At 39.0% G+C, this 23,814-nt stretch carries 16 protein-coding genes and 6 tRNA genes; 9 read left to right on the top strand and 13 right to left on the bottom strand.

The window, feature by feature from the left end:
* Positions 1-60: 60 nt before the first annotated feature.
* The 9 genes from J8L71_RS11850 to J8L71_RS11810 form a co-directional block, all read right to left on the bottom strand.
* Complete coding sequence (locus tag J8L71_RS11850; RefSeq protein ID WP_211000711.1) at positions 61-3,144, bottom strand: efflux RND transporter permease subunit; 3,084 nt, start codon at positions 3,142-3,144, stop codon at positions 61-63.
* The gene (locus tag J8L71_RS11845) at positions 3,141-4,460 is read right to left on the bottom strand and encodes an efflux RND transporter periplasmic adaptor subunit (protein ID WP_211000710.1); all 1,320 of its coding nucleotides are present in this window, start codon (positions 4,458-4,460) and stop codon (positions 3,141-3,143) included. The genes J8L71_RS11850 and J8L71_RS11845 overlap by 4 nt, the downstream gene beginning before the upstream one ends.
* Positions 4,450-5,865, bottom strand: a complete 1,416-nt coding sequence (locus J8L71_RS11840; RefSeq protein ID WP_211000709.1) for a TolC family protein — start codon at positions 5,863-5,865, stop codon at positions 4,450-4,452. Before J8L71_RS11840 ends, J8L71_RS11845 begins: the two co-directional genes overlap by 11 nt.
* Before the next feature lie 287 nt (positions 5,866-6,152).
* A tRNA-Thr gene (locus J8L71_RS11835) sits at positions 6,153-6,228 on the bottom strand.
* A gap of 106 nt (positions 6,229-6,334) precedes the next feature.
* A tRNA-Phe gene (locus J8L71_RS11830) sits at positions 6,335-6,410 on the bottom strand.
* 130 nt (positions 6,411-6,540) lie between these two features.
* A tRNA-Thr gene (locus J8L71_RS11825) sits at positions 6,541-6,616 on the bottom strand.
* Between the two features lie 57 nt (positions 6,617-6,673).
* Positions 6,674-6,749: transfer RNA gene (locus tag J8L71_RS11820), tRNA-Phe, on the bottom strand.
* 46 nt (positions 6,750-6,795) lie between these two features.
* Positions 6,796-6,871: transfer RNA gene (locus tag J8L71_RS11815), tRNA-Thr, on the bottom strand.
* A 72-nt stretch (positions 6,872-6,943) separates the two neighbouring features.
* A tRNA-Phe gene (locus J8L71_RS11810) sits at positions 6,944-7,019 on the bottom strand.
* A 339-nt stretch (positions 7,020-7,358) separates the two neighbouring features.
* On the opposite strand from J8L71_RS11810, the gene J8L71_RS11805 reads away from it, so the two are divergent.
* Positions 7,359-10,136: an ATP-binding protein gene (locus tag J8L71_RS11805; RefSeq protein WP_211000708.1), complete on the top strand. Its 2,778-nt coding sequence runs from the start codon at positions 7,359-7,361 to the stop codon at positions 10,134-10,136.
* Positions 10,137-10,200: 64 nt separating this feature from the next.
* Here J8L71_RS11805 and J8L71_RS11800 read toward each other — a convergent pair whose 3' ends face one another.
* Positions 10,201-10,473, bottom strand: coding sequence for an oxidative damage protection protein (locus tag J8L71_RS11800; RefSeq protein ID WP_004587535.1), 273 nt, complete (start codon positions 10,471-10,473; stop codon positions 10,201-10,203).
* 32 nt (positions 10,474-10,505) lie between these two features.
* Complete coding sequence (gene mutY, locus J8L71_RS11795; protein WP_211000707.1) at positions 10,506-11,567, bottom strand: A/G-specific adenine glycosylase; 1,062 nt, start codon at positions 11,565-11,567, stop codon at positions 10,506-10,508.
* Positions 11,568-11,727: 160 nt separating this feature from the next.
* Here mutY and trmB point away from each other — a divergent pair, with 160 nt between their 5' ends.
* From trmB to arcA, 4 genes are all read left to right on the top strand, one after another.
* Positions 11,728-12,453 carry a tRNA (guanosine(46)-N7)-methyltransferase TrmB gene (gene trmB / locus J8L71_RS11790; protein WP_211000784.1) on the top strand — a complete coding sequence of 242 codons (726 nt, stop codon included), beginning with the start codon at positions 11,728-11,730 and terminating at the stop codon, positions 12,451-12,453.
* 39 nt (positions 12,454-12,492) lie between these two features.
* Positions 12,493-13,518 (top strand): methyltransferase, encoded by a 1,026-nt coding sequence (locus J8L71_RS11785; protein ID WP_211000706.1) that lies wholly within the window; start codon positions 12,493-12,495, stop codon positions 13,516-13,518.
* A 152-nt stretch (positions 13,519-13,670) separates the two neighbouring features.
* Positions 13,671-15,275: a HAMP domain-containing sensor histidine kinase gene (locus J8L71_RS11780; RefSeq protein WP_211000705.1), complete on the top strand. Its 1,605-nt coding sequence runs from the start codon at positions 13,671-13,673 to the stop codon at positions 15,273-15,275.
* A 487-nt stretch (positions 15,276-15,762) separates the two neighbouring features.
* Positions 15,763-16,479, top strand: a complete 717-nt coding sequence (arcA, locus tag J8L71_RS11775; RefSeq protein WP_211000704.1) for a two-component system response regulator ArcA — start codon at positions 15,763-15,765, stop codon at positions 16,477-16,479.
* 16 nt (positions 16,480-16,495) lie between these two features.
* Here the strand turns inward: arcA and arcB are convergent, their stop codons facing one another.
* Positions 16,496-18,814 carry an aerobic respiration two-component sensor histidine kinase ArcB gene (arcB, locus tag J8L71_RS11770; protein ID WP_211000703.1) on the bottom strand — a complete coding sequence of 773 codons (2,319 nt, stop codon included), beginning with the start codon at positions 18,812-18,814 and terminating at the stop codon, positions 16,496-16,498.
* A 231-nt stretch (positions 18,815-19,045) separates the two neighbouring features.
* Between arcB and folE2 the strand changes: the two genes are divergently transcribed.
* From folE2 to ampE, 4 genes are all read left to right on the top strand, one after another.
* A complete protein-coding gene (gene folE2, locus J8L71_RS11765) occupies positions 19,046-19,966 on the top strand; it encodes a GTP cyclohydrolase FolE2 (protein WP_211000702.1) in 921 nt (306 codons plus the stop codon).
* A 116-nt stretch (positions 19,967-20,082) separates the two neighbouring features.
* Positions 20,083-20,679 (top strand): DUF2726 domain-containing protein, encoded by a 597-nt coding sequence (locus J8L71_RS11760; RefSeq protein WP_211000701.1) that lies wholly within the window; start codon positions 20,083-20,085, stop codon positions 20,677-20,679.
* 120 nt (positions 20,680-20,799) lie between these two features.
* On the top strand, positions 20,800-21,507 hold the full coding sequence (mtnN, locus tag J8L71_RS11755) for a 5'-methylthioadenosine/S-adenosylhomocysteine nucleosidase (RefSeq protein ID WP_211000700.1): 708 nt from the start codon (positions 20,800-20,802) through the stop codon (positions 21,505-21,507).
* Positions 21,508-22,452 (top strand): regulatory signaling modulator protein AmpE, encoded by a 945-nt coding sequence (gene ampE / locus J8L71_RS11750; protein WP_211000699.1) that lies wholly within the window; start codon positions 21,508-21,510, stop codon positions 22,450-22,452.
* A gap of 64 nt (positions 22,453-22,516) precedes the next feature.
* Here ampE and tyrS read toward each other — a convergent pair whose 3' ends face one another.
* The gene (tyrS, locus tag J8L71_RS11745) at positions 22,517-23,716 is read right to left on the bottom strand and encodes a tyrosine--tRNA ligase (protein WP_211000698.1); all 1,200 of its coding nucleotides are present in this window, start codon (positions 23,714-23,716) and stop codon (positions 22,517-22,519) included.
* Positions 23,717-23,814 lie beyond the last annotated feature (98 nt).

The raw sequence follows: 23,814 nt of genomic DNA, 5'->3' as shown, positions 1-23,814 counted from the left end.
GCAAAAAAAAGCTGCAAGCAATTTCTTACTTACAGCTAAATTTTAAATGCTTACGCTTATTTACTTAAACCAACCCTGAAACCGCTCCATCAGCATATAGTTTATTGGTACTAGTAATAGCGTAATAAAGGTCGCAAAAATAATCCCAAACCCAAGACTTACCGCCATTGGAATTAAAAATTGTGCTTGCGTTGCCTTTTCAAATAACAGCGGCATTAAGCCTATAAATGTAGTTAAACTGGTTAACATTACTGGGCGAAAGCGTGATGCACCAGCAGCCTTAACCGCATCAATTATAGCCCCACCTTCACTGCGTTTTTTATTAATAAAATCAACTAAAACCAGCGAGTCATTTACCACCACACCAATGAGTGCAAGCATACCTAGCAAACTCATAATGGTTAAATCCATACCCATGATCCAATGCCCAACCACCGCACCAATCATTCCAAATGGTATAACGCTCATTACAATAATTGGCTGCATGTACGATTTAAGCGGTATAGCTAGTAATGCATAAATTATAAAGAACACAAAAATGAGCGCCCAGCCAAGTGAGCCAAACGACTCTCTTTGCTCTTTAGCTTCACCTTCGAGTTTGTAATCAACACCAGGGTATTGCTGCATTAAACCATCTAAATACTCAGCTAAATCGGCCTGAAGTACCGTCATGTTGGTATTATCTTTTTCTATATCGGCGGTAATATTTAAAGTACGGTAACGATCTATACGGTAAATAGTCGATGGACTTTGCCCAGCACTTAGCGTCGCTACATGTGATAACGGTACTGAGCCACCTGAGGGGGTGTCTATTAATATGTTTTTCAAATCAGCAACTGAGCGACGTTCATCAATAGGTAAACGCACCATTACACGTACATCATCGCGACCACGTTGAATACGCTGTACCTGCGAGCCATAAAACGAGCTGCGTACCTGCCCTGCTACATCGGATCTATTTAATCCAAGCGCTAAACCTTGATCGGTAAGCTCTATGCGTAACTCTTCTTTACCATCTGACATACTATCTGCAATATCAAATACCGTTGGGTAAGTAGCCAAGCGTGTTTTAATATGATCAGCTACATCTTGTAAAATAGTTAACGAGGTACCGCTTAGCTGCACATCTATTGGATCTGAACTTCGCCCTATTTCAGCTCTGAACGTGAGGCTTTCTGCCCCTGGTATAATCCCTATTAAATCACGCCACTCACTTGCAAGCTCACTTGAACCTATGTCTGATTCGCGCTCTTCAGCAGGTGTAATTTCAAAGCGCACAGAGCCTGAATTAGAAACGCCTCCACGCCCGCCAGTTGTTGCTAATATATTTAAAATAACGCTCTCGCCGGTATCTGGGTCGCGGTATTTTTCTTGTAATTGCTGCGCTTTTTGCGACATATCAATCACGTATTTATTAGTCACTTCAAACGGAGTGCCGGTAGGTAGCGTAAGCTCTACTTTTATCGTTTCGCTTGGGATGCGTGGGAAAAATACAAACTTTGTCCAACCGCTGGTGATCATCGTTAATATGATACAAAACACGCCGATAAATAAGCTAACCGATGCCAGCTTATGACGTAGTGCTAAATTTAATATTGGTTGGTAATACTTCAAGATAGCGTTTTCAAATCCATCTGCAAAACGCTGTTGAAGAACATCAAACTTTGAAGGCTTGCTTTGTTCATGACGCAGTTTTATATATTTTAAATGCGCCGGTAATACAAATTTAGATTCAATCAATGAGAATAGTAATACCGGAATAACCACTACCGGAATTTGAGCAAATAAGGCCCCCCGCGCTCCTTCAATAAAGGCTAAAGGTAGGAATGCGGCAACGGTTGTTAATACACCAAAAGTGACGGGAGTTGCGACCTCTTGAGTACCCATAATGGCAGCTTGTTCGCCAGACTTGGCTGTTTTTAAGTGGGTATATACGTTTTCGCCGGTGACTATGGCGTCATCTACCACAATTCCCAGCACTAATATAAAGCCAAATAAGCTCATAATATTAAGTGTTACGCCAAATATAGGCATGGCTATAAACGCGCCCATAAACGAAACAGGAATACCAATAAACACCCAAAATGCAATGGCCGGGCGTAAAAATAAAGTAAGTAAAGCAAGGACTAAAATACCGCCTTGTAGCGCATTAGTCGTTAAGGTTGAAATACGGCTTTTTACAAGCTCCGAGTCATCATCCCAGTAACTAAGTTCGAATCCTTGAGGAAGCGAACTTTGCTCCTCTTTAATGTAATTTTTTACATCATCTGCAACTGCAATCGCGCTTTGTGGACCAATTCGATACACATCAATAAAGGCCGCTTGCTTACCATTAAAGCGAGTACGCACTGGGGTTTCTTCAAAGTCATCTTTGATTAATGCAATATCCCCTAAGCGAATAATGGTGCCATCTGCTTGGTTTTTTACCACAATGCTGGCAAATTCATCTTTACGATAAGCTTGCCCTTTAGAGCTAATAAGTACATCGCCCCCTTGCGTTTTTAAGTTACCAGCAGAAATATCTTTGCTCGAATTAGCGACAGCGCTAGATATTTCTGCAAGGCTTAAATCGTACTGACGAAGGGTATCTTGGCTTACTTCTATAGCAATTTCGTAATCACGAACACCACTTAGCTCTACTTGCGTTACATTGGGTAGACGCAAAATATCATCGCGAACTTTTTCGGCGTATTCAAGGGTTTCTTTTTCGCCATAAACACTTGATACAGTAACAGCAATTACATCTCTAATGCGCTCAGCAAGAGCCACTACAGGCTTTTCAGCATCAGCGGGAAAGGTATTAATGGCATCTACGCGACTTTTTATATCAGCGAGTAATTCACGAGGGTCGTAGCCGCTTTCTACTTCGATAGTAACAGAACCAGACCCTTCTGATGAGCGACTAAATATTTGTTTAATGCCCTCTAAGTCTTGTACTGCTTCTTCTATACGTATAGTCACCCCTTGCTCTACATCTTCTGGTGTTGAGCCCAATAAGCTTACATTTACGCTTATCATATCAGTTTCAAAAGACGGAAAAACTTCAAGCGGTATCTTATTTGATAAACTAAAAAGCCCCGACAATAATAATGTTACTAATAATAAATTGGCAGCAACATGGTTTTTAGTAAACCAAGCTATCATGGTCTGCCTCCTTGTTTTTCAGCGCGGCGTTTTTTCATTAACTCTTCAACGCTAATACCCAACTCTTTTGCTTTTTCCTCAAGCTGCTCTGGTGACATGCGTTTTCCTCTGCCTTGCCCCTGCGCACTTTTTCCTTTGGTTTGCTCTGCATTTTGCTCACCTAAAATACTCACTTGAGTACCTGAACTCACTTGTCCAAGTGGTGTTAGCACCAATTTATCGCCCGCAGTTAGGCCTGTTTTGATCATTGCCTGTGTTGCGTTTTGCCAAGCAAGCGTGATGTCTTTGCGTTTAAGTACACCCTCTTGCACTATGTAAACGTAAGTGCCTTGGTAAATGGTGCTATTAGGAATTATAAGTGCATTAGACACTGTTTTCCCGGTAATTTGCGCCTTTATGTATTGTCCTATTTTTATAGGATATTGATTATTAGCTGTCGCTTTGTATGGGTCATCAATTTTAGCAACAACATAAAGTTGCTGTGCATTTTCATCTATAGCCCCTTCAGTGCGTGTAAGCTGCCCTTGCCATTGCTGCTCTCCTACTAAATCAGAGGTAAACTCAACGAAAGAACCTGCTTGGTTTTTAGCGCCATCACGGTACTGCTCTGGTAAATTAACAAATGACAAATCTTTATTTTTAATAGGTAGGCGGATCTCAACACTGTCGATTGCATAAATTGTGGCAAGTTGCGTGTTATTACTCACCACTTGCCCTAAGTCAACACTGCGACTGAGTATACGCCCAGCATAAGGCGCTGTTACTTTTGTACGCTCTAAATCAAGTTGTGCTTTTTCAAGTGCAGCCTGCGCTGACAAAACTTCTGCCTCAGCGGCTGCTAATTGTGGTTCACGTAGCACTAAGCTACTTGCTTTTTCAGAGCCACCTAAACGCTGCCAATCAGTTATGGCTTGCTGTCCTCGGGCTTTTTCTTCAAGTAAGCTTTGCTCTGCACTTAATAAATTAGCTTGTGCCGACTTTACTTCAGCTTGATGATCTCTATCATCTAACTTTAAAAGCACATCGTCTTTTTTAAAAAAGCCACCTTCTCTAAATTCATCGCTTACTTGTATTATTTGCCCGGATGCTTGCGCGACGAGTAAGCTTTGAGTACGCGGTTTTACCGTGCCAAAGCTGTCTATCATTATTTGATAGTTTTGCGGTTTTAGCTCAAGTGCTGAAACACTTATTATTGCTTTAGGTGGCTTACCTGAACGTTTAGCTTGTGGTGGATTACCTTTAATAAACATAACAATTAATAAAGTCGCCACGATAACTACGGCAGGGATTAAGATTTTTGCAGTTTTAGTTTTCATCGTTATTGCTCTTTAGTTCACTTGAGGGTTTTGCAAAATCACCACCAAGGGCAATGTGTAAGTTAATTCTGTTAGCTATTAATTGATTTTTGATCTCAATTAAAGAACTTTGCGCGTCAAAAGAACGGTCTTGAGCATCAAGTACCGTTGTATAAGTCACCAAGCCACTTTGATACTGCTCAAACGACAATTGCTCTGCTGCAAGGGCGTTTTCTTGTGCCTCTAATGTGCTTGTATACTGAGCTTTGAGGGACTGCTGCTGCGAAATTGCATTTTCGACATCGCCAAACGCGTCATAAAGCGTTTGTAAATAAAGCTGCTCTTGCTTTTGAGTATTAAGACGCGCTATTTCTTCATTTGCTTCTAAGCGCCCGCCTTCAAAAAGCGGTGCTGAAATACTACTTAATAACGACCATGCAAGGCTTGAAGGAGAAAATAAATCGCTTACTCTGTCAGTGCTATCACTCAAAGAAGCCGTTAAATTTAAACTAGGAAAACGCAGTTTGTGTGCATAAGCTAAAGCTGCGTCGGTAGCTAAAAGCTCATACCAGCTAGCACGCAATGTGGGTTTGCGCGTTATAAGCTCTGATGGTAAACCTAAAGGTATATCGGTATTAATAACGGGTAAGTCACTATTAGCGCTAATAGCACCTTTTGGATATTCGCCTAGCAGGCGTTCAAGAATACGCGATGAAGCCGCTAAATTGGCTTGCTGCGTCGCTATGCGAGTGCGCTCAGTGTTAAGCTCGTTTCGTGCAAGGTACACATCAAGTGCTTCATTAATACCCTGACGATAGCCTGATTCAATTATTTCTAGGCTTTGTTGGGCGTTTTCTTCTCTGCGTTTAAATAGATCTAGCAACTGCTGCGCTGATACGACATCAAACCAACTGGTAACAACATCTGCGACCAGTTGCTGCTTGGCTTGCTCAAAGCGTGCTTGTTGAGCTAAATAGTTAAGATTAGCCTCACGCTTAGAATCAGACAGTTTACCCCATAAATCAACTTCATAAGTTAAATCTAAACTGACTGAGCTTGCGTTATCGTAACTAACAGGACGATTATCTTTACTTCGACTTGTGCGAGCAGATAAATCTAGGCTTGGCCAAAGTGCTGCGCCAGATACTATTAGCTGCTGCTTTTGAATTTCAACATCATAGCTTGTTTGTAAAAGTTGCTGGTTGTTTTTAAGCGCTTGTTTTACAAACTTATCAAGCGTAGGGTTTTGTAACTGTGTAAGCCAATCGTTTTTTACTGCTAATACTGAATTTGATGCTTTTTGTTGCCACTGTTTTGGCACATCATCGGGCTGTTCTAAACGCTGAGACGAGTTTAAACTACTCGCACAGCCGCTGAGCAGCATCACGCTAATTGCCAATAAAGTTGGCTTGTATTGCCAAATCATATTTAAACCTAAATTACTGCCATTTATGAATGTAATTCAAGCACTTTGGCAAATTTTGCTCAACTTACTTTACATAACATTACATACGTTGCGACGAACTAACATAATAGCCAGTTATACGGTAAAAGTGAGGAGGGGGTCAGGTTTATTTACTAAAAGTTGAACTACAGATACAAAAAAGCCCCGCAATAAGCAAGGCTTTAAATGAATAGTATCGACTAACCGAGTCGACAGATAACTTAAACAGACTACTGATTACAGTATGCTCTTCAAATTACTAAATTAAATGGTGCCGACTAACCGAGTCGAACGGTTGACCTACTGATTACAAGTCAGTTGCTCTACCAGCTGAGCTAAGTCGGCACACTAAACTGTGTGCTAAGGCACGATCAATTTTAAAGATTGAGAACTTTTTTATAGCACTATTTAAAAACAAAAAACCTTGCTAATAAGCAAGGTTTTCAATAAATGGTGCCTCGACCCGGAATCGAACCAGGGACACGAGGATTTTCAATCCTCTGCTCTACCAACTGAGCTATCGAGGCACATAAACTGTGCTAGTTAACGGTTAAAAATAACAGCTAACTTAAATAAATGGTGCCGACTAACCGAATCGACGGGTAACTTGAACAGACTACTGATTACAGCTTTTCTTTTCAAACTACTTTAAATAAATGGTGCCGACTAACCGAGTCGAACGGTTGACCTACTGATTACAAGTCAGTTGCTCTACCAGCTGAGCTAAGTCGGCACACTAAACTGTGTGCTAAGGCACGTTCAATTTTGAAGATTGATAACTTAAAGTAAATGGTGCCTCGACGCGGAATCGAACCACGGACACGAGGATTTTCAATCCTCTGCTCTACCGACTGAGCTATCGAGGCACATAAACTGTGCGACTAAAAGTAAAATAACTTTTAATTTTATAAATGGTGCCGACTAACCGAGTCGAACGGTTGACCTACTGATTACAAGTCAGTTGCTCTACCAGCTGAGCTAAGTCGGCACACTAAACTGTGTGCTAAGGCACGCGTAATAATGTTTAGGTTATTGATTAAACACTACTACTTTAAATAAATGGTGCCTCGACCCGGAATCGAACCAGGGACACGAGGATTTTCAATCCTCTGCTCTACCAACTGAGCTATCGAGGCACTTAAACAGTGCATATTAAAAACATCAAGCATTTTTAATACAACTCCCACCAAGCTCTATCGACTGAGCTATCTGGGCGTGCGGCGTATTAAACGAGTTTTGCCCTTACAAGTCAACTTTTTTTTTACTCTTTATAGTTGTTTGAACGGTTTTCAAGCAACCAAAGGCTTTTTTATAAATTTATGTTTATTAATCCATCAAATAAAGTGAGGAATCTCTCATATAATCAATTAAACCAGACTAAAAACGTAGTGAATTATTTTTTGTAAATGTTACGATTACACAGATGATGCGGTAAAGGGCTTACCGTAGTTAAATATTCAAACTGGGAACATTCCATGCAGAGTAAATTCTCTTCACCGGTAAAAGGTTTATTACCTCTTTTTTTAATCATTAATATGGCCGTAACAACGCTTGCCATTATTGCTCACTCATTTTACACGCAAACTGAAGTTTCCCCTTATCAAGCAGAGCCATCTATAAATATTGCGACACTTGCAAACCGGCTCAACCTACCAATGGTTGATGCGCTTACCATGTATGGACAAGGCAAAGTAAAACAGTTACTTGATTTAACATCCCTATTAGATGATGATTTTGAATACACTTTATATCGCTTTAATACCAACTCAGAAACCCAGCTGGTATATAGCAGCAGTAAGCCCGCCATCGATTTTATTAAATCCGACCAACACTTGGTTGAGCAAGGCACCATACACCATTTGTTAATGCTAAACGATCAAGCGATTGGTGAACTTATCATTAAACAAAAATTAGTCGCGGCGCCGCTAAGCGCTCAAGACTCCCAAGTTGTTGCTTATATTATTGCTATAACAGCTGTAGCCGCGTTATTTATACTTGCTTTAGTTTTTAATATGTACGTAAATAATCGATTGCGAAAAAGTAGTGAATCACTTAATCAAGAATTACAAGCAATTACTGAAAATGGCAATTACGACAGCAGTATTAATGAGCAATTAGATATTGGCTTGGGTGTAGTTGCAAAGCACGTTAATTTACTACTGCAAAAAGTTCAAACTGCAATGAATGAAAATGATGCTGCACAGAAAGAGCTTTATAAACTACAAAATGGACTGGAAGCGGAGGTTCAAAACCGCACTTTAGCGCTCGAGCAAGCAACCTTAAAGGCTGAGCGAGCTAGCGAAACTAAAACAACCTTTCTAGCCACAATGAGTCACGAAATAAGGACACCGATGAATGGTGTTATAGGGACTATTGATTTATTGCGCCAGACTGAGCTTGATGGTGCGCAGCATCGCTTAAGTACTATTATTCGTGAATCAGCATTTTCGCTATTAAGCATTTTGGACGACATTTTAGATTTTTCTAAAATCGAGGCTGGTAAACTAAATATAGACACTACCCCATTCTCAGTGACTGACACTATTGAAGAAGTAGCCAAAGTGCTCTCTTCAATTGCTAAAAAACGAAAGCTTGATTTAGAACTATCAATAGCGCCAGATATTCCGACAAACCTTACCGGAGATAGCGTACGCGTGCGTCAGGTACTTTATAATCTCTGTAGTAATGCAATTAAATTTACAAGTACCGACGAGAATACTCAAGGCCATGTAAAAATATCAGCTGAGGTTGCTCATAATACTGCCGAGCATTTTACCTTACGCTTTTGCGTAACTGACAATGGAAAAGGCATGTCTCAATCGCAGCTACGCGAAATATTCAACCCATTTATACAAGCCGAAAACTCAATTACCAGAGAATATGGCGGCACAGGTTTAGGCCTCTCGATTTGTAAAAGTTTAACTGAGCTTATGCTTGGTACAATCCATGTAACAAGCCACGAAGGTATTGGTAGTGAGTTTACCGTCGAGTTGCCATTTAGTATATCGGGCAAAATAATGTACGCACACAAAGGTACACTCACCGACAAGCGAATTATTGTTGTTAGCAATCACCTTGAGCGTGAAAAAGTAATGTATCGCTACTTATCGTTTATGGGAGCTAAAATTAGCTATGTCCACAGCGAAGCTGAAATTGAAGAACACCAGCACTCCCAAGATATTATTTGGGTAGCTGACGGAATAGACAATATGGATAAAATAAACGCATTGCTTAGGCGTTTACTTTATTCACTAGAGGATTATAACCAACAAGTGGTGGTGTTGAGTAAGCTTGATGAAGCGGCCATAAACCATAAAAGTATTTTTTACATTAATGCTTCGCCGCTGTGTAAGTCTAACTTTATGCTTTCTATTTTGGTGGCAGCTGGCCTGCATACGCCAAAACAAATTAAAAAAACCAAAACACTCAATAACTACTTAAACATCGAGCAAGCTCGTAAATCTAATAAATTGATTTTGCTAGTTGAAGATAATCTCTTAAATCAACAAGTATTAACCGACCAACTACATATCCTCGGTTTTGGCGTTGAGATAGCGAACAACGGTGAAGAAGGTTTAGATATGTGGAGAAAGGGTGACTACTCCCTAATTTTAACCGACCTACATATGCCAAAAATGTCGGGCTACGATATGGTTGAAAAAATTCGTAACGAGGCCGAGTTATTAGAATCTATAGATGCACAACCTTATATTATTGCCGTTACCGCAAACGCGCTTAAAGGCGAAAAAGAGCGCTGTTTAGCCGTTGGTATTAATGATTTTATAACTAAACCCATTGAACTTAACGCCCTAGAAGATACTTTAAAGCGCTGGAGTGATAAGCAACACCACGATGTAGTTATTCACCAAACAACAGCGCTGCCTATAGATATGGAAGCCGTTAATAAATATGTCAATGGTGATAAAGCTAAGCAAATTCGTTTTTTCAAAATGTATTTAGAGCAAAGTCAGGGGTTAATTAAAAATATAAACTCAGGTGTCATGGTTAATGACTTAAGTGAGATCATTGATAGCTGTCATCAATTAAAATCGATTTCTAAGACAATTGGTGCACAAATGGTGGCTGAGCTTTCAAGCGCATTTGAAGATAAGTGTGAAGAAGGTGAGCTAAGCACTGATGAGTTAATCGACCTACGTGATAAGCTTGAAATTGAATACTCCAAAGCAGCTCAATTTTTAAAAGAGCAAGTAAGAACCGCTGAAGATGAACAAGAGAACGAGCTGACTTATTAACGCTAGTAAGCTAAGTTGATAATAAAAAAGGGCTAAGCAGCCCTTTTTTTAATGTACTTACAAATCACTTTTCAGGCGGTCTATAGCCTTCAATTTCAACATCTTTGTCTTCAAACAAGAAACCTACCATTTGCTCTTCTAAAAATGTGCGGTGCTCAGGGTCCATCATGTTTAGATGTTTTTCATTGATAAGCATTGTTTGCTTATGTTGCCACTGGCCCCATGCTTCTTTAGAAATATTGTTAAAGATTTTTTCGCCAAGCTCACCTGGGTATAACTGAAAACCAAGCCCTTCGGCCTCTTTTTGTAACTTCTGACAAAATACTGTACGTGCCATAATTGAATCCTTAAGCGCTAAATGCTAATAGTTTAACCTATTGGGCTAATTTGTTTAACCAACTTTTTAGTGGGGGCTGCTAAGCCCACCTCCACAGATTGATCAAGTGGATACCATACTAATTGTTTATCGTTTACTACATCTGGGATTTGTTTAACATTAAGCACATACGGATTAATCGTTAACTCAAAGTGTGAAAAAACATGCGTAAAAGGCTCAAGAGCATCAAGGTCAGCATTAATACCTTGCTCAGCTACAAACTGCTCAAGATCGCTGAATTCGTTAAATTCAAAAAAGCCAAACAAACCTCCCCAAATGCCACTACTAGGGCGTTTTTCCATTAAGACTTTTTCATTGCACTTAATAATCAGTTGATGGCAGCTTTTTTTAGGGATTACTTTTTTAGGTTTAGAATGCGGAAACTCTTTTACTTTACCTGCATTAAAAGCACCACAGCCAGAGTTTAGCGGGCAAGCTTGGCAATCAAAACGACTACGCGAGCAAAGACTTGATCCTAAGTCCATCATGGCTTGATTAAATTCAGTTACGCTATTTTTAGGTGTAAGCTGATTAGATAAATGCCACAACTGATTTTCTACTTTTTTAACGCCATACCAACCTTCAACCATAAAATAACGTGCCAAAACACGCTTAACATTACCATCTAAAATTGGGTGGTGCTGGCCAAGCGAAAGCGATAGTACAGCGCCTGCTGTAGAGCGCCCTATTCCAGGTAAGTCCATTACCTCATCAAGTGTTTGCGGAAACTTCCCCTGATATTTGTCGCGTACTATTTTTGCCGTTTTATGTAAGTTACGAGCACGGGCGTAATAACCCAAGCCTGTCCAGTGATGTAGTACTAAATCTTCATCAGCATCAGCTAAAGCAACAATATCAGGAAAGCTTGCCATAAACTTTTCAAAATATGGGATTACAGTAACAACTTGAGTTTGCTGAAGCATCACCTCAGACACCCAAACTTTATAAGGGGTTTTACCTAATTGCCATGGTAATGTTTTACGCCCATGGAGGTGATACCAATCAACTACTTGGCTAGCAAACCAATCAGACTGCTTTTTATCTAAATCTAACATATTACGCTTTTACTCATGCTCAATGGCGGCTCAGTCTATTGTAGTTAATAAAAAGATCAAGCTATGTGGGCTGTATAATACGCTAATACTTGTGATTGACGCCTTGGTCAGGGATAATATGCAACCATTTTTAAACACATTGTTTTGTCAGGCCAATAATATGAGTGAATCAAGTAACAACAACCTTGAGCAAGCTAAGCAAGAAGGTAAGTATATCCGCACTATTCGTAGTTTTGTTAAACGCGAAGGCCGATTAACCAAGGGCCAAGCTGCCGCTATAGAAAAGTGTTGGCCAACTATGGGCCTTGAGCACAAAAATGGCTTACTAGATTTAACCCAAGTGTTTGGCAACAGCAACGATGTGGTACTAGAAATTGGTTTTGGTATGGGCAAATCACTTGTTGAAATGGCAAAAAATGCACCACACCTTAACTTTATTGGCATAGAAGTACACCGCCCGGGCGTTGGCGCATGTTTAATGGATGCCGATGAAGCTGGCGTAACTAATTTACGCGTGTTTGAACACGATGCTGTAGAAGTGCTTGCTGATTGCTTAAGCGATGAGAGCCTAACTACATTGCAATTATTCTTTCCAGATCCATGGCATAAAAAGCGTCATCATAAGCGCCGTATTGTACAAACTGAATTTGCTGAAAAACTACGTTCTAAATTAAAAATAGGCGGTGTTTTTCATATGGCTACTGATTGGGAAAACTACGCAGAACATATGCTAGAAGTAATGCAAGCAGCGCCTGGTTATAAAAACCAATCTGAGACTAACGATTACGTGCCTCGCCCTGACTTACGTCCACTTACCAAATTTGAGCAACGCGGTCACCGATTAGGTCACGGCGTTTGGGATTTAATGTTTGAACGTACTAAGTAACTAATTTATTAATCAACAACTAATAAGGCTAAGCCATTTATGAGCGTATTAACCAACCCAAGTTTGCTGCTGCTTCGAAATAGTGAAGAGTTAACGGGTAAATCAATCTTGGTGGTCAACTTTGTTCAAGATGGCTTTTTAAGTGAACTTAAGTCACTTAATCCGCAAAGTACTATTACTGCCTTTAGCTACAATCATGCTAATGGTGATTTTGCTAAAAACATTAACGGCATTGATGTACTTATTGACCATACTATTAGCAGCAAAGGTTATGATTTAGTTATTCTTTATTACCCTAAATCTAAACCAGAATTATTAATGGCGTTAGATAATATTCGTGCAGTAATAGCTAAAGACGCTGAGTTACTCGTCGTTGGCGAGAACAAAAGTGGTGTAAAATCAATTGAAAAACAATTAGCAGGTAAAGCCGCCTTTAGTAATAAGATAGACTCCGCTAAACACTGTGTACTTTATTCTTTTAGCGATATTGAGCTAAATGCACGTTTTGATATAAGCACTTACCACAAGCAGTTTACTATTGATGTGGCCAACACTTCTTTTACCGCTATTAGCGTACCAGGGGTATTTAATCACGGCGGATTAGATGCCGGTACAAAAATGCTACTTGAAAATGCTCCAATAACTAAACAGGGGAAAGTGCTTGATTTTGGTTGTGGCGCAGGCTTAATTGCCACCTATTTAGGCCTACAAAACCCAGCGCTTGAATTTGTGTGTTCAGACGTAAGTGCTTTAGCCACTTATGCTACAGAGCAAACACTTAAGCTCAATAATATTAAGGGTGAGGCTATATTAAGTGACGGCCTTAAAAATATTACTGGCAAGTTTGATTTAATAGTAAGTAACCCACCGTTTCATACTGGGATTGCAACAGATTACACAGTAGCAGAAACTTTTTTAGCAAATGCAAAACAGCATTTAACTAAATCAGGAAAGCTGAATATAGTAGCCAATAGCTTTTTAAAATACCCACCAATTTTAGAAACTCAGTTTGAAAATTATCAAACGGTGTTTAAAAACAATAAATTTGCGGTTTATAGCAGCTAATTTGGTTTCGTGGATTACTTGGGCACTAAAAGTGCTCAAGTTAACTTTCGAATAAACATAAGAATTAATTTAGTTTTTTTCCTTCCTTTTTTGCTGTCTTTGCTAAACTAAAACTCTAAATAATTAATTTTGATTCAGGCCGTATTGAAATAATGCCTAAAAAAGTTCACCAAAGTAGCATCCGCAAAGCACTAATAAATTTAATTATGCTTATAACAGCTATTTGTTTGTCGTTATCTATATCTATATCGACATACTTAAGCGTTAAGGAGCAGAAACAGTTAATTATTAACAAACTGGTGATTCTTTCAGAAATAGTCGCTTTTGATGCTGGTGACTCAGTAGCAAGAGATGATCGTAAAACTGAAGAAAAACGCCTTAAATCATTCGACAATATCCCTTTAGTCAAGAACATTCATATTTATTCGATTGAAAAAACCTCTCAAAAACCCATTTTTTTTATAAGCTTTAATGCCAAAAAAACGCCCCCGGTACCATTAAGAATAGACAGTGTAAATGAGCTATCTACGCCAAAAGTAACCAGCAAACACATAGAAATTACACGGCCTATTTATAATAACGAAGAACTAATTGGCTATGTATATATGCGAGGTAGTTTAGAAAGCTTAGAAGTATACATTGAGCAAAAGATACTCATTGATATATTACTCACGCTATTAATACTGGTCGTTGTGTACTTTATAGCAGCAAAAATTCAGCGAAAAATTGCAAGCCCGATAGAGCAATTAAGCATGCTATTGCAAGATGTATCAAAAAATCATAACTATGATGCTCGCGCCCCTATCACTGATGTAAAAGAAATTACAACGCTTTCTAATAGTTTAAATATCATGCTGACACGCACTAAAAAACAACTAGAGCGACATGAAAAAGACAAACAAGAAATAAAACAATTAAACCAAAGCCTTGAAGAAAAAGTAAGCCAACGTACTATTGCCCTTAGAGAGGCAAATCAAGAACTGCTTTCAACTCTTGAGCGAATGCATCAATATCAAACACAAATTGTTGAAAACGAAAAAATGGCATCCCTAGGGCAAATGGTTGCAGGTGTAGCTCACGAAGTTAACACTCCTATAGGACTCGGCATTACGGGCTCAACTCTATTACGCGATAAATTAGCTGATATACAACAAAGCTTTAATGACAAAAAGCTCACTTCAAATCATTTAAAACGCTTTATAGATGAGGGTATCGAAAACCTAGATTTAATCTATCGAAACCTAAACCGCGCAGCGGATCTAATTTCAAACTTTAAAAAAGTAGCAGTTATTCAAGATGACGGCGTTAATACTCACATCAATGTACATAAGTTAATAAGTGATGTTTTAACGTCGATTCAATCAGAATTACTTCCTAAAAAACCTGTCGTTATTATCAACTGCCCTACTGATTTGGCCATTCAAAGTAAATCTGAGCCATTACAACAGATATTTCAGCAGCTACTTATAAACTCTGTAATTCATGGGTTTGTAGGAAAAGAAAACAATGAAATTCGTTTTGATGTAGAGCTAGTAGGAAAAAAATTAACTATTGTTTACTCTGACAATGGGCAAGGCGTTGATAAAAATATTAAAAACAGAATATTCGATCCATTTGTTACTTCCAAACGCGGACAGGGTGCTAGCGGCCTAGGTATGCACTTAGTCTATAACCTAGTAACACAAGCACTTGGTGGCAGAATTATGTTTGATATTGAAGAAAAGCACGGTACTCGATTTATAATTACAATTCCTTAAATAAAGATCGGTTAAATCTGCATTTATTTAAAAATGATCCTTGAATTAGTATTTTATGACCTCATCTAGAATGCATGTGGTAACCGAGTAGCATTATTTAATTACATTAAATAAATATTACCAAGCAAATTATGAACTTTATTGGCTTTGGTGTATCACATACATTGATGAAAGGTTAGAAAATGATATAATTTCGCTTTGAATTAGTCTGATTATTTTAAGTACCTTGTTTGATTGGTGGATGTATCAATTATCAAAGGAAAATGGCTTCGACTTTATGATTCAAATGACTACATCCATGAATATATCAATTAAACAGTAGTTCTTGCTCAGCCCTTTTTTGTAGACTTTGGATACCCTACTGTTTTATTTTTACTCAACTTGTTCTTTCTTGTTAACAAATGAGTATAATCCTAATCTCTAGTAATCGGTTATAAATTCGTCACCGATTTTTTGTAAATAAAATATTCCAAAAGGTTAATTAATAATGCAAACGCCAGTCATTCTAATCGTAGAGGATGAAGACGTAACTCGACTCAACCTCGTTAGTTTATTTGAAGCTGAAGGTTATAAAGTTATTGAAGCCATTGATGGCGATGATATGCATGACAAGCTTACAAATAACGATGATGTTAATCTTGTAGTTATGGATATCAATCTTCCTGGTAAAAACGGTCTTATATTAGCCCGTGAATTACGCCAAAAGCGCAAAGTAGGCCTTATTTTCTTAACAGGTCGTGATAATGATGTTGATCGTATTTTAGGTCTTGAAATTGGCGCTGATGATTATATCACTAAGCCATTCAACCCACGAGAATTGACTATTAGAGCGCGTAACCTTATTACTCGTACAGCTTTAGGCGGTGAAGAGTCGACACTAGAAACAAACGGTGTGCTTACTTTTAACGGTTGGGAGCTTGACGAAAATAGCCGTTGCCTTACTTCTCCAAGCGGCGATGCTAAACGTTTACCTAAAGGTGAATACAGAGCACTTCGTTTAATGCTTGATTCTCCTGGTCGTATTTTTAGCCGTGAGCAATTAATCAAACACATGACAGGACGTGAGCTTCGTGCAAATGACCGTACTGTAGATGTAACAATTCGTCGTATTCGTAAGCACTTTGAAAGCGATAACTCTACGTCAGAGCTTATCAGCACCATTCACGGTGAAGGTTACCGCTTTATTGGTAAAATCGACGCTTAATTAGAGTAAAACTCGTTTACTCTAATTGTTGTAAAAATAAATGAAGGGCTTGTTGTCCTTCATTTATTTTATCTGCTAGCACATCCAACCACTCTTTTAATACCTCATCAGACTCTTCAATCGCACCATATTCCATTACTTTTGCATGTAGCTGTACGTCATTTAAACCTACTGAGCCTGCAGCCCCTTTAAGCTTATGCGCAACCGACTTATATTCTTCCCTGTCGTTTGAGTTAAGTGAAGTTAGCATTTCTTGTTGGTACTGAGGGTTTAACTTCTCAAATAACTGACTACTGCGCTTAAACACATCTAAGCCCATTGAGTTAACAAAGTCTTCTATTGTTTCAACATCGAGTAAATGTGCATTAATTTCTTTAAGTGCTTCTTCGCTCACTTTTAATTGCGGCTCAGTAGACTTAGCCTGCTTAATATCAAATAAGTCGGCAAGCATTTTATCAAGCTTCACGGTATTAATTGGCTTAGCTAAAGCACCTTGTATCGAAATCCCTTCAAGCTCTTCTTCAGCGCTGCGCACGTTAGCTGTAAGTGCAACTATAGGAAGATTATCAAAATGGCTATCTGATCGTATGTGCTTAGCAACCACATCCCCGTTTATATCCGGTAACTGCATGTCTAGCAGTACTAAATCTAAATCGTCTTCGGTTTCTACAAACGACAGTGCATCTTCGCCCGTTTCAGCCCAAAGCACTTCATGGCCTCGTTGCTCTAATAAGTTAGTTGCTATTTCGGCATTTAATGGTACATCTTCAACAAGTAATATATATAAACCTCGTCCCACATAGCTTTGCTCTGTAGGTGCTACACATAAACTAAGTGGAATTTGTACTGTAAAGCAGCTGCCTTCCCCTTCGGTACTATTGACTGTAATTGTGCCTTTCATAGCACTAACAAGCGCTTTGGTTACAGCAAGCCCAATCCCAGAGCCTATGGCATTTGTCCCTTTTAAATCTGGCGCTTTGTAATACATATCAAATATACGAGCAAGTTGTTCTTGCGGAATACCTTGCCCAGTGTCTGATATTTTAATAACAAGCCAAGGCCCTTCTTCGCGGTTTTCGCGGCTACACTCAAGGGTCACTTTACCTTGTTGGGTAAACTTAACGGCATTATTAATAAGATTCCAAACAACTTGGCGCAAACGAGTAGGATCAAGCAACGCATACACGTCTAGCTTGCCATTGCGCTCAATATTAAACTCTAACTCTTTTTGCTCAGCAATAAGTCCTGCAAAATTAACCACATCATTTATAAAGTCAGATACATTAATTGAGTCGGTTGCAATATCAAGCTGATCTCTATCTATTTTATCTAAATCTATAATATCGTTAAATATGTTACCGAGTGTCTCTGCACTTGAAAACACCGTATTACACCAGCTACGCTGTTGTTTGTTCATTTCTGTATCAAGTAACATACGCGTCAAACCAACAATACCATTAAGTGGTGTGCGCAACTCGTGACTCAGTGTGGCTATAAACTTACCTTTGTCTTTGTAAGCAGTTTCAAGGGCTTGGGCAGCTTCTTTACGGCTGGTAATATCACGCCCAAAACCAAGTAAACCAATGTAGTCACCCTCATCATTAATAAACGGTAATTTACGTAATTCAAACCAGCGTTTTTCACCCTCAACCTCATAACCTACATCTATAGTTAACGGCTTATGAGTTTGCTCAACTTGTTCATCGGTGGTTAGTACCTGAGATAAAAAGTGTGTAGGGAAAATTTGTTCAGCACTTTTACCAATAATTTCGCTACTTGATTTCCCCATAACTTCTTCAAACATTTTATTACAACCAGCAAACACGCCATTGTTATCGCGGTAGTAAAATAAATCAGGGGATGAATCAACAATAGAGCGAAGTAACATACCCTGCTGGGCTAACTCTTGCTGCGTTTTTTTACGCTCTGCAATTTCTCTGCGTAGCTCTTCAATTGCACGGTGCTTGGCATGAAATGCCATTTTACGTTCATCAATTTCAATATTTAAACGATTAATATTGTCTTTTAAAGTTTGGTTTAGAAGTTTTTCTTGTTTTGTAGCACTATCTAAATAAGCGTATGAAGCATCTAATTGGCGAACAGAATTAAGTAATACAGTAATAATAAGAGGCGAGACAACCGCTGCAAAAAATACTACAGCTAAAATATCAACAATATGCAGTTCACCAATTGCTACATAATAAAACATGCTCGATAAAATAAGTGATGCAGATAACAATAAAGCATAACAAAAAGCTGCCGTTTTAAACTCACCAAATCGCTTTATTGAGCTAGAAAGAGCCCTAACCCAAGGGCTCAAAGAATAATCAGTCATACGTAATTTTATCTCTTAGCTGTATGCTTAAATATAAAGAAGGCAATGTGTATGTATAAACATGCTATTTTGCCAGATTTTAGCATTTTTATGTTACCTCTACTCATGTTGTGCGATAAAAAAGAAAATTTTCGTGTTTGAATTCGTCCACTTCTTAAACTCATCATTTCAGCAATAAATTATTTAGTGTAAAATGCAACGCTTTATTATGACCAATAACGAGTAGCGTACATGCAAACCAACATGCCCGATATAGCTGACACGGCTCCCGCCTTACAAACAGGTAAGTTAGACTGGGTTGGTATGGGCGAAATAGAACTGCCATTTATTTTTGAATCAAAAGATTTAGCACCCGTTACCGTTAACGCAAAAGCGCGTGCATTTGTTAACTTGCATAAAGAAGATGCTAAAGGCATCCATATGTCGCGCTTATTTTTAGCGCTCGACCTACTTTCTACCGAGCAACAAGTAAATCCGCATACTATTGCACAGGCACTCGATACATTTATAACAAGCCACGAAGGCTTGAGTGATAAAGCGCAAATAGAGTTTAAGTTTGAATTACCGCTACGTCGTAAATCACTTTTAAGCGGTAAGGCTGGTTGGAAAAGCTATCCTATAACGCTTACCAGCACTATCGAAAATAACGTTATTAGCTATGAGTTAACCCTAGATGTAACTTACTCGTCTACTTGCCCGTGCTCTGCAGCACTTGCAAGGCAGCTTATTCAAAATGCATTTAATCAAGAGTTTAACCAAGAGACGCTAAGTCAAAAAGATGTGCACGAGTGGCTAGGCACTACGCAAGGCATTGTAGCTACGCCACATTCACAGCGCTCAATTGCCAATGTAAAAGTTAAACTTGATAACTCATGTGATGAATTTGACGTTGTTAATTTAATTGATACGTTAGAAGCTGAACTTAAAACCCCCGTTCAGGCGGCAGTAAAACGCGAAGATGAGCAAGAATTTGCCCGTCTCAATGGACAAAACTTAATGTTTTGTGAAGACGCTGCTCGTAAAATTAAAGCGGTTCTTGAAAACGATAACTTTAGTGATTATTGGCTACAAATTAATCATTACGAATCATTACATGCGCACGACGCTGTGGCTATTGCAGTTAAAGGCGTTAGCGGCGGTTACAAAGCTTAACAGGCTTACAATGATGGTTTATAAATCCATACAGTAATTAACGTATAACACAAAGTTTTTAGGCACGTAAATTGCTTTAGTTAAGCAGTGTCAATTTGTTGTTATGGAGTTACCGTATGGAATTCGCTTTATTATCAATTTTAGTATTAGTGGTTGGGGCCTCAATTGTTGCGTCAAAATTTAATGATGATGGCGGAAACCCGTATCCTTTTACCCGTAAACAAACTGTGTTTACGCAGGTTGAGGGCGCATTTTTAAACCTATTAGAACGTGCAGTTGGCGACCAATTTAAAATAGTCAGCCGCGTTAAATTAATCGACGTTATTGATTGTAAACAAGGCCTTTCGGCTAAATCTAAGCGTGCTGCTTTAGCAAAAGCTAAAAATAAGCAACTCGACTTTGTATTAATCGATAAAGAAAAGCTGACCATTGTTGCCGCTGTTGACTTAGTTAATAACGCCAATAAAGATGGCCACAAAGCCCAGCGCGATTGGTTTGTAAATGGCGCCTTAGAATCTGCTGGCATTCCACATATTCGTATGAAGGTTAAATCGGGCTACCGTCCTTCAGAAGTTCGCGATGCAATAATGTTTAAACTCGGTAAACCTGCAGCTGCACAAACTCAGCGCCCAGTTCGCAACCGCGTACACAAACCTGCGGTGTTATCGCCTTCTCAAGCTAAAGTGCAAACAACTGCCCTAGCCGAAATATAAAATATAATTAAATACACTTTCAAAAGTATTTGAAGCGAGCTCATAAACAAGCTCGCTTTTTTGTTTTTTATAGCTAACTTCACGTATAATCAAATTATTCAAACTCAGGAATTTAACACTATGAATGTTGGTATTATTGGCGCAATGGAGCCAGAAGTTAAAATTTTACGTGAAGCAATGCAAAACCCACAAATTTTAACTAAAGCAGGTTTCACTTTTTATACTGGCGAGTTAGCTGGAAACACAGTAACGCTTGTTCAATCTGGTATTGGTAAAGTTGCTTCAACTATTGCGACCACGTTACTCATTGATAACTTTAAACCTGATTGTGTTATTAACACGGGCTCTGCCGGTGGGTTTGATCCATCATTGAGTGTTGGCGATGTAGTCATCTCGTCAGAAGTGCGTCATCACGATGTAGACGTGACCGCATTTGGCTACGAAATCGGCCAAGTTCCACAAATGCCTGCAGGCTTTACAGCGCACCCAAAATTAGTAGAAGCTGCAGAGCAAACTATTGCACAAATTAGCAATGTTAAGACGTTAGTTGGCTTAATTTGCACTGGCGATACCTTTATGTGTGATCCAGTACGAATTGATAAAGCTCGCAGCGATTTCCCATCAATGCTTGCTGTTGAAATGGAAGGCGCATCAATTGCTCAAACGTGTTTTACACTTAATACACCGTTTGTTGTTATTCGCTCTATGTCTGACATTGCCGGAAAAGAGTCGCCGCAATCATTTGAAGAGTACTTAGAAACAGCTTCAATCAACTCATCTAAAATGGTTGTCGCACTTTTAGAAAAACTAACGGCTGTAAGCCTTTAAATGCTTAGCAATATTGTTCAAAATCATTTGGACTTTGTTGCCTTTATAATAGCGCTCCTCGCTGAGCGCTTTTTTCCTTTAGTAAGCTGGTATCACCCAAATACAGTATTAACCGCTGTTTTTAGCGCTATTGGAAAGCGAATTTATAAGCCAAGTGAGCCCAAAAGCTACCTTTATTTAGCCTCCATCCTTGCTTGTACGCTAGTTTTAAGCGTTATTCTTATTATTCTTGTGTTACTGCTCGAATTTGCCTTTTATCCTGATCTTCTCGCAGGCCTCATTTTATATTTGTGCCTTGAAAGCAAAGCGATTGATAAAAAAGCCCTGCGTATTGCAAAGTTAGTAAAACAAAACCAAAAATCTACCGCGCGTGAACTATTAAAGCCATTACTTGCCAGAGAGGTTAATAAACTATCAGCACCAGGTATAATTAAAGCCTTAATTGAAAGCTTAATCTTACGAACTGCTCGTAATTACTTTGTGGTTATATTCATATTTTTATTGTTTGGCCCGATTGCCGCTTTAGCATATCGACTGCTCACTTTAATGCAGCAGGCTTGGCGCACCGATATATCACCCAATAGCCACTTTTTAAAACCGCTTAAAATACTTTTGTATATAATCGAATTTATTCCAATACGGCTGCTTGCATTAACAATTGCTGCAAGCAAAGCAAGTAAACAAAGCATGCATTACATAAAGCACTATGGCAGACATTTTTATCAAAAAAATACAGGGTGGATTTTAAGCGCATGTTCGGCATCACTTGGTGTGCAACTTGGCGGACCTGCGGTTTACTTTGGTGAGCGCTTTAATAAAATGCGAATTAGCAACGAGAGACTACCAAAAGCCGAAGACGTCCCTGTAATAATTAATAGATTAAACCAAGCTCGCGCATTTTGGCTGTTAGTAATTATTAGCATTGAAATATTAAAATTGATTTAAAAAGCTCAAAATACGGGCACAAAAAAACCAGCCTAAGCTGGTTTTTTAGTTTCAACTGCTGCGATTACGCTACAGTAATGTTCGCAAACTTACGTTTACCTACTTGGTAAATAGCCGTCGTGCCTTTTGCTACTTCAAGTTTAGTATCAGTGATTTTATCTTCACCGTTAAGTTTTACCGCACCTTGCTTAATCATTCGCATTGCTTCAGATGTACTAGCCACTAAGTTTGCTTCTTTAAGCAAGTTAGCGATTAAAATGCTCTCTTCTGCAATCGTAATTGTAAGCTCAGGGATTTCATCAGGAAGCGCTTTTTTCTGAAAACGTTTGATAAAATCGTCATGTGCCGCTTGCGCATCTTCTTCACTATGAAAACGAGCAATTAGCTCTTTAGCCAGCTCAATTTTAATATCACGCGGGTTAGTGCCTTGTTCAACACGTTCTTTTTGCGCTGCAATTTGCTCAATTGAAAGACCACTGAGTAAGTCGTAGTAGCGCCACATTAATACATCGCTAATCGACATTACTTTACCAAACATATCGTTTGGCGCATCAGTAATTCCAATGTAGTTACCTAGCGACTTAGACATTTTTTGAACGCCGTCGGTGCCTTCAAGCAATGGCATCATTAATACAGTTTGTGGTTTTTGACCTTCTACTTTTTGCAGCTCACGACCCATAAGTAGGTTAAAACGCTGATCAGTACCACCAAGCTCTACATCTGACTCAAGTGCAACCGAATCCCAACCTTGTACCAGCGGGTATAAAAACTCATGAATCGCAATAGGCTGACCGCTACCGTAACGCTTTTTAAAGTCGTCACGTTCTAGCATGCGGGCTACTGTTAGATTTGCAGCAAGCTTGATCATACCTGCAGCACCTAATTTTTCCATCCACGTAGAATTAAATGCTACCGTTGTTTTAGCTGGATCTAATATTTTAAACACTTGCTCTTTATATGTTTCAGCATTAGCTAGTACATCTTCACGAGTAAGTGGCTTACGTGTTACGTTTTTACCTGTTGGGTCACCAATCATGCCCGTAAAGTCACCAATCAAGAAAATGACCTCATGACCTAAGTCCTGAAAGGTTTTCATTTTGTTAATTAGTACAGTGTGACCTAAGTGTAAATCTGGCGCTGTAGGATCGAAGCCTGCTTTTATTTTTAGCTTTTTGCCCGACTTTAGTTTTTCAACTAGTTCGTCTTCAATTAATATTTCTTCTGCACCGCGTTTTATCTCTGCTAGAGCGGTTTGTAAATCCACTTTGTGTTACTCCAAAATTCTGCCGACGAAGGGGCGACTAGTTACTTGCGTAGTCACGGTTTAATAAAGGTTTAAACCGAATATATAGATGTAGCTAA

This window comes from Pseudoalteromonas sp. MMG007, assembly GCF_018100985.1.
GTDB lineage: Bacteria > Pseudomonadota > Gammaproteobacteria > Enterobacterales > Alteromonadaceae > Pseudoalteromonas.
This window is presented reverse-complemented; position numbering and strand designations above follow the sequence as displayed.